This is a genomic window from Rhodopirellula maiorica SM1 (genome assembly GCF_000346295.1).
Lineage (GTDB): Bacteria > Planctomycetota > Planctomycetia > Pirellulales > Pirellulaceae > Novipirellula > Novipirellula maiorica.
On sequence record NZ_ANOG01000275.1, the window covers coordinates 22,818 to 30,469 of the forward strand.

Below are 7,652 nucleotides of genomic sequence, written 5' to 3' on the forward strand. Positions count from 1 at the left end.
CGCTACTTTTCTCGCGGGTTGAATTTTTTCATGTCTGTATCGATCAATGCTGTGGTCCCCGTCGAATTGATGGACGATGGGCTCGTAGAAGACACCGCTTTACCAGTGCCCGCCACCGATTTACCCGCGACCGACATACCCTCCGTTAATACGCCCGCCACTGGTTTGTCAGTGCCCGCCACTGATATGGAAGGGCAGCGGCGTGACGTCACCACCGAACTCGCCCAGCAGTATGCGAAGTACTACGCGCTTCCCTTTTTTGATCCTCCCGAAGATGCTCCGCTGCCGATCGATCCCGGGATCGCCGAGCGGTTGCCGAGCCAGTGGTGTTTTCGCAACCAAGTGGCGCCGCTGAGTGACGATGGAAAGATTGTCGAAGTCGCGGTAGTGGAACCTGACGGTTTGCTGTTGGCTGACGAAATCCGTCGCTTGACCGGTCGCCAGATGCAGCCGCTGTTTGCCACCGCGACGGTGATGGATCGCTTGATCGAAACTTTGTATGGCGACGAGCTAAGCACGATGGATGCTGCCAAGCGATCGGCAAGTGAATCGGTAAACGAACCTGCGTTACAACCGCCTACTTTGCCGATGTCCATTTCGCCCGAAGAATCGGGAAAGGCAATGGTGTCGAAAAATCCGTTGCCTCACATCTTGCGTCCATTGGTGCAAGAATTGGTCACCCAGATCGTGATCGAGCCCCATCAGCACGCCTTTCGGGTGCGTGCGCGTGGACCCAAGGGCATGTATGTGTTGCAAAGTCTAAGCCGGGTCGAGGGGAACGAGATTCTAGCTCAGGTGGCGTCGCGAATGAATTTGCGGGATGGCGATCGAGCGAGTCTTCAATCGACATCGGCATCAGGTGAGTTTCGCGTTCGCCTCGGGGCAAAACGTGTCTCGATTTTCGCTTCGTTTTGTCCGGCGACGTCGGGGACGATGCTAAATCTGACGCGTACTATCAGCCAATCCGTTCCTGTGGACATCGATCAACTTGGATTTCAGCGTTCGCAACTCGAAGCCGTTCAAAGTGTCCTGCGTAAACGAAGTGGGTTGATCGTATTGGCGGGGCCGCGGAAATGTGGCAAGACGACCACAATGTATTCGTTGTTGGCTGAATTGAATGACCCGAGTCTATTGATTTGCTCGTTAGAAGATTCCATGTCGGTTCCCTGTGAAGGGATCAATCAGCTGTCGCTTTGTAAGCATGCGGGTTTGGACAAAAAGTCGGCCATGGACTCGTTGGCACGGCAATCACCCGACGTGATTGCGATTGACAAAATTGACAATGCTGACGTCGCTCGAGCGGCGATGCACGAAGCCGCAATGGGGCGACTGGTGATCGCGACAATCGAAAGCGCCGACCCGGCGATGACACCGGTCCGGTTGAAGCAACTTGGATTAGAAGAACAAGAGCTGAATCAGGTCTTGTCCGCCGTGATTTCGCATCACAAGCTGAATCGTCTGTGTCGTAAATGTAGCCAGTCGCATCGAATCGGCGGCGAAGACGCGGAGCGTTTGGGATTGGACAGCGATACGATGGTATCGCGTGCGAGCGGTTGCCCATCGTGTCGCGATACTGGCTACGACGGAAATCTCGTTGCGTTTGAAGTACGGCACAGCGAATCCGCGTCAGAGACACGGATCGTCGATGTTGTGGCTTCCCACATCTTGGCGGGAACTATTGCCGCCGATTCACTCAAAGAGTGCCGATGATCGCTCGGCGATCAAAACGTGACCGATGCGTCGAGGTTGCCCTCACAGCGAATTCGATGCCCCGCAGTCGCGTGTTGTCTATGGCGTAGCCCAGCGAATGTCTCCTTTGCGTTGGCGAGCTTCCCATTTCTTGATCGCTTGGCCACGTCGTGCCGCATTGTCCTGTTCAGGACGGAAGCTGAGTGTCACGCCGGTGATCTTTCGCAAATTTTCTAAGGCGAGGGCTCGGACCGACATCGACGGTGAATCGAGGCTGCGAACCAGCAGGGCATCTCCGCCTTCTTCGAGTTGTTTCTGAGAAAAACCAATCAGCAATTGGAACAAGGTATTTGAATTGCCTCGGTCCATCCGCTCGATTGCCTCTTGGACTTGTTTCGCCGTCTCTGCGTCACGGTCGATCGCGTTTTGCAGTGCGGTGTAATGGTCGCTCCAGTACGAACGCTGGTCGGCTTGGCTGAGCATCCCGTCGCCACCAAAGAACACATCGGGGCGTCCCAACGCCAACAGCGTCCGAGCGGCCAAGGCGCCGGCTTCGCTACGGCGGAACATCGTGGCTTCGCGTAACGAGATTTCGACCGGCTGGTCCGGGATCATCAAACCCAATAGTGCCTCTCGCGCCGACGACTCGAGTGATTGGTCGTTCGGATCCGGCGGCGTGATCCAATCAAGGGGTGTTTTCGACTCGGACGTAACCGCGGGTTCTTCGCCGCGTTGCACCCAGCGTTGTCCCGTGGCCAAATCGGTCTCGTTCTCGCCATCGAACAACCCAACCGTTCCCTGAGCGACAAACACACCCACCGTATTAATGTGGTTTTCTGGCTTGAGCGGATCAAATCCGGGGGCCCGAAAATGAGCCATGGTCATGGCGACAAGCGATTCAATCCCAGGGAATTCGAGCGTCAGCGATTTGCCGTTGATCATCACGTCAATCGAACTGCCTGGCTTGATCGCTTCGAGCAAGATGCGACCATAACCAACGTGCAATACCGGTTTGTCATTGCCATTGCGGGTCCACTTCACCCGAGACGGACCGACCAAGGTCACTGCCATGTCATCAACGGTGTCCAGGCGGACGCGATAGGTGGGCGCACAGACGATGGTCTGTTGAGTCTCGATCACGTCGTCTTTGTTAATTTGAACCGGTGTTTCGTCATCGCCAATCGCGAAAACGAGTGCTGAGTCCATTGTCACTTTGGCAACGGCCGCTTTCGTATCGTTGTCCGCGTCCGCTGCGGGAACTTTGGGATCGCTGATTTCTTCCATCGTGGGTGGAGTAGCACCGTCCGTATCGGCTGCGGTCATCTCGGTTTCGGGATCGGTTTCGGGGACACTCGGGGCCACATCGGTTGCTGCGGGCGAACCACCGGCGGGTACCTCGGTCACGGCTGGGATGTCGACATCGCTGCGGGGGGCCGGGACACTCGGCGCGCCGGTTTCTCCGGCCATCACGTCGCGATTGGTCTCAGATGCGGACTCGGGCGATGGCATTACCTCACCGGTTCCAGGGGACGGCAAATCAGAGTCGCCGCCTGTGGGAACCGGCGGCGCCATCGGATCCTTCTCGGCGTTTGGCACGTCGGGCGTCGCCGTTGTCGGGGGGATTGTCGTTGTCGAAGTGCCCGTCGGTGCAGGCAGCGGCGCGGGAGTGGGAAGGGTTTCGATGGCCGCGGGGGCGTCACCCGTTTCCGGTGTCAGCTCTCGTCCCGGAGTACCCACGGGAACCATCGCAGGCGCATCGCTTGCCGAAACTGCGATCTCGTCCGCTGGCTCGACGATCGGTTCGTCGAAAGAGGGCGAATCATTGGTGTCAAGATCGGACCAAGTTGGCCCCGAATCCGCATCGGCGACGGTCGATCGATTCACCAGCGGTTCAAAAATGCGGACAAGGGCAAACAACAATACGGCAGCGAGGGCTAACGAGACCAACCACGGCGCGATCCGGCTGGTGCGGATTGAACCACCGTACATCTGCGCCGCTTCCAGCGCCGATCGCGGACGACCACTCGTCATCATCGCATCACGTCGGCGAACTTCTAATGCGTCCGATTGGCGGATTCGTGTCGGTGCATCCGAAACACCCGAATCGCCGGGGCCGACTGGTTGGACGACCCCGCCGGGATGTGCCGTGTTCGATTGGGTTGCCGCTTCGTGCAGCGCGTCGAGTTCGGATTGCGAGTGCTCTGCAGGCACTTCAATGTCGGACTCGGCTGCGGGGCTGACCTGAGTTGGTTCCGCATCGGGCATCGCCAGCGATGAGAAGCTGCCCGCAGTAGCAACATCCGCGATGTCTCGATCCGGCAACGCGTAAATCCGCTGCCGCAACTCTGGCGATACTTCGGCCGTTTTGCCCAAGACCAGTGTCAGAATTTGGTGACATGCCGCCGCCTCGGCGAGCTGTTGGTCCGACTCTAAACATGCCCGTTCGATTTCCGATATCTGTTCCGCCGACAAAGTGCTGTCCAGATATTCGCTAATCACGTTGGCTTCTTCGATGGGACCCACCGCGTCGGGAGCGGGAGCGGACAAGTTGGACTTTGCCAAATTGGTACGAATCCGTTGGACCAATTGCCCCGCAAAACCGCTCTCAGCGACCTTCACTCTCAGCGATTCTGCGTCCGAAGGGTCTAAGGTGTTGTCCAGATAAGCCAGCAGGGTGCGAAGGGTTAATCGCATGATCGTCAACTTGGTTGGGTTGCCCCGAGTTTTGTCGAATTCTCCCAAAAAAGGGGGGGGAGTGCTCGGGTAGGCGAAGGATTGAATTGATTTCTCTGTAATAGTTAGTGACCTGGCACACCGACATCCGTACAAGAATCTGTGAAAATTCGCCAAAATTATTCAGGGAGTCGAAAGAAACCCCGATTCATTTCGCTTGCCCGTAGATCTACCCATTCCGACGCGATTATGATGTCGCTCGCAGAATTGGTCTCACCTCCCGAAACCGAAACCCTTCGGTTCGGAAGTCCAGTCTCACCCAGTAACCCACCCGGATGATTGATGAAAAACAAGATTTTGAACTCCTTCGCAATGCTTGCTGCTATGACCTTAATTGCATCGGCCGGACAAGCGGCCACGCCGGATCGCGAGCTCTACGAAGTTCGCTCGTATTTACTTGGGGAAAAAGGGGATGCCAAAGCGATCGATGCCTATTTGAAGGATGCCTTCGTTCCTGCGCTGAATCGACACGGTATCAAACCGGTGGGCGTGTTCACCAATTCCGAGAACGACAAAACCGGCAGCGAGCGAATTGTCGTGGTTATTCCGTATTCCAATGCTGATCAAATGCTCGCGATCCGCACTGCGTTGGCCGAGGATCAGCAGTACCTTGCTGATGCGAAGAGCTACTTGAATCGCGAACCCAAAAACGCACCGTACCAGCGGATTACGTCGGAGCTGCTTTCGGCGATGGATTGTATGCCCAAGGCGAACGTTCCCAGCGGCACGTTGTCCAATGAGGATCGCGTCTATGAACTGCGATTGTACGAGAGCCCCAACGAGCGACTCGGCGATTTGAAAGTCGATATGTTCAATTCCGGCGAAGTGCCAATTTTTCTCGACAGCGGCATCCAGCCCTTGTTCATCGGCCAGTGCTTGATCGGGCCCAACACACCCAGCTTGACTTACTTGACGGTCTATCCCAGTGAAGAAGCTCGCCTCAAGGCGTGGGACGCGTTTCGTGCCCACAAGGACTGGGCCGTGCTCAGCAAAGTGGAAAAGTACCAAGGCACGGTCTCGCACATCGACAAGTACGTATTGGTGGCCAAGCCTTATTCGCAGATGTAACGCTCGATCGGCAGAGGTCGCCGCGAGTGGCCGTTGGTACAGCCGCATGGTTTCTCTAACCCGCATCGTTGGCTTACGCGGAATCGGCAGGATCAGCCGAGGTTTCATTCCTCGAATTTAGCCTCGGGATGACTTTTCTCGCATCGCCGTGCGAGTTAGGATTTGCGTCATGACACCAATGATGAAACAGTATCATGAAGCAAAAGCCGCCTGTGGCGATGCGCTTTTGTTCTTTCGGATGGGCGACTTCTACGAGTTGTTCCTCGATGATGCAAAAACAGCAGCCCAGTTGTTGGGATTGACGCTGACCAGCCGTGATCGAGACAGCGATAACCCTACCGCGATGGCGGGGTTTCCACATCATCAGCTCGATTCCTACTTAAATAAGCTGATCCGGGCTGGCTATCGCGCTGCGGTCTGTGAACAGGTCGAAGATCCCAAGCAAGCCAAGGGGCTGGTTCGCCGCGAGATCACCCGGGTGGTCAGTGCCGGGACGCTGACCGACGATGGATTGCTCGATCCTCGCGAAGCTAACTTTCTAGCGGCGGTATATTTGGTCCCAGTCAAGTCGTCGGGAAAAAAGTCGGCTGGAGGACACGCCGAACCGCAGGCTGGAATTGCCTGGGCCGAGCTTTCCAGCGGACGATTCGAATCAGGCGTCTTCCCGGTTTCGCGGATCGAAGACGAGTTGGCTCGCATTGGGCCGGCGGAAGTTCTGTATCGCGAGGACGATGCACGGTTCAGTCCTGATACCACCGCACCTTGGTCGTGGACTTCGCGACCGGCTTGGTCGTTTGCCGAAGACGCATCCCGCGATGCACTTTGCAAACAATTCGAAGTTCACAATCTGGAAGGCTTCGGTTTTGGTGATGCCGATGGACCTGCGATCCGGGCGGCAGGTGCCGTGTTGGCGTACTTGCAGGAAACGCAGCAAAGCGGGCTCGACCATTTCCGCCAAATCAGTGCCCATCATCGCTCGCCAGTATTACAGATTGATGCGTCGACTCGGCGAAGTCTCGAAGTCACTCGCACAATGCGAACCGGATCACGCGACGGTTCGCTGCTAGGCGTGATCGATCGCACTTGCACTCCGATGGGGGCACGGTTGTTGGCCGATTGGATGGCGGCGCCTTTGGTCGATCGCGAATCCATCGAAGCCCGGTTGGACGCCGTCTCGGAACTTGTCAACGATTCGCGTCTGCGGGGAGATGTCCGCACGACGCTGAAGCGAACGTTTGATTTGACTCGACTGCTGGCGCGTATCGCCACGGGACGAACTGGTCCGCGTGACCTGCAACAGGTTTCTCGTACGCTTGAAAATCTGCCTGAGTTAAAAGCCAAGTTGACCGAACGCAAGGCAGAGCGTTTGGGATTCGTCGAAGCTCATTTGCACCTCTGTCCGGAATTGCGTTCGCAGCTTGAAAACGCGTTGGCCGATGAGTGTCCGCTGAATGCCGCCGATGGCAATTTTATTCGCGAAGGGTTCGATGAAGAACTCGATAGTCTACGGAAGTTAGCGGCCGGCGGAAAAGAATGGATTGCCGGCTATCAGCAGAAACAGATGGAAACCACCGGAATTACCAATTTGAAGGTGGGGTACAACCGCGTCTTCGGTTATTTCCTCGAGGTGACCAACGCCAACAAAGACAAGATTCCCACCGAATACATTCGCAAACAGACGCTCAAGAATTGTGAGCGATTCATCACTCCCGAGCTGAAGGAATACGAGGAAAAGGTTCTCGCGGCCGATGACAAGGCTTCCTCGCGTGAACAGTTGTTGTTCCAAAATTTGCGACATGAAACGCATCGTCACCTAAACATTTTGCAAGAAGTGGCGGTGGCGATGGCCGAGCTTGACGTGTTGGCCGCGCTCGCCGAAATCGCAACCCAGCGAAAATGGGTGCGTCCGGAATTGACCGAAGATTCGGTGCTGCGGATCGACGCAGGCCGCCATCCGGTGCTGGATGTTACGTTGCCACAAGGCGAATTCGTACCGAATGACTGCGTCCATTCGCCCGAGTCCGGGATGATCTTGTTGATCACGGGGCCGAACATGGCGGGAAAAAGTCTTACATTCGCCAGGTCGCCTTGATCACGTTGATGGCACAAGCCGGTTCCTTTGTGCCCGCCGACTACGCATTGGTAGAATCGCCGATCGCATC

At 56.4% G+C, this 7,652-nt stretch carries 5 protein-coding genes; 4 read left to right on the forward strand and 1 reads right to left on the reverse strand.

Translation table 11 applies throughout. The annotated features are described in order from the left end of the window. Positions 1-30 precede the first annotated feature (30 nt). On the forward strand, positions 31-1,710 hold the full coding sequence (locus RMSM_RS08910; RefSeq protein WP_008694388.1) for a GspE/PulE family protein: 1,680 nt from the start codon (positions 31-33) through the stop codon (positions 1,708-1,710). Positions 1,711-1,788: 78 nt separating this feature from the next. Here the strand turns inward: RMSM_RS08910 and RMSM_RS39320 are convergent, their stop codons facing one another. Further along, entirely contained in the window at positions 1,789-4,383 is a 2,595-nt protein-coding gene (locus RMSM_RS39320) for a hypothetical protein (protein WP_144057496.1), read from the reverse strand. Positions 4,384-4,746: 363 nt separating this feature from the next. Between RMSM_RS39320 and RMSM_RS08920 the strand changes: the two genes are divergently transcribed. From RMSM_RS08920 to RMSM_RS43745, 3 genes are all read left to right on the forward strand, one after another. Next, positions 4,747-5,490 carry an NIPSNAP family protein gene (locus RMSM_RS08920; RefSeq protein WP_236622055.1) on the forward strand — a complete coding sequence of 248 codons (744 nt, stop codon included), beginning with the start codon at positions 4,747-4,749 and terminating at the stop codon, positions 5,488-5,490. Between the two features lie 169 nt (positions 5,491-5,659). Next, positions 5,660-7,582 carry a DNA mismatch repair protein MutS gene (gene mutS, locus RMSM_RS08925; RefSeq protein ID WP_390172789.1) on the forward strand — a complete coding sequence of 641 codons (1,923 nt, stop codon included), beginning with the start codon at positions 5,660-5,662 and terminating at the stop codon, positions 7,580-7,582. After that, on the forward strand, positions 7,579-7,652 hold a 74-nt coding region (locus RMSM_RS43745), incomplete at its 3' end, for a hypothetical protein (protein ID WP_390172791.1). The genes mutS and RMSM_RS43745, both read left to right, overlap by 4 nt.

Coding starts and splice junctions, on each gene's coding strand:
- RMSM_RS08910 (WP_008694388.1), top strand. CDS start 31: ATGTCTGTATCGATCAATGCTGTGGTCCCCGTCGAATTGATGGACGAT.
- RMSM_RS39320 (WP_144057496.1), bottom strand. CDS start 4,383: ATGCGATTAACCCTTCGCACCCTGCTGGCTTATCTGGACAACACCTTA.
- RMSM_RS08920 (WP_236622055.1), top strand. CDS start 4,747: ATGACCTTAATTGCATCGGCCGGACAAGCGGCCACGCCGGATCGCGAG.
- mutS (WP_390172789.1), top strand. CDS start 5,660: ATGACACCAATGATGAAACAGTATCATGAAGCAAAAGCCGCCTGTGGC.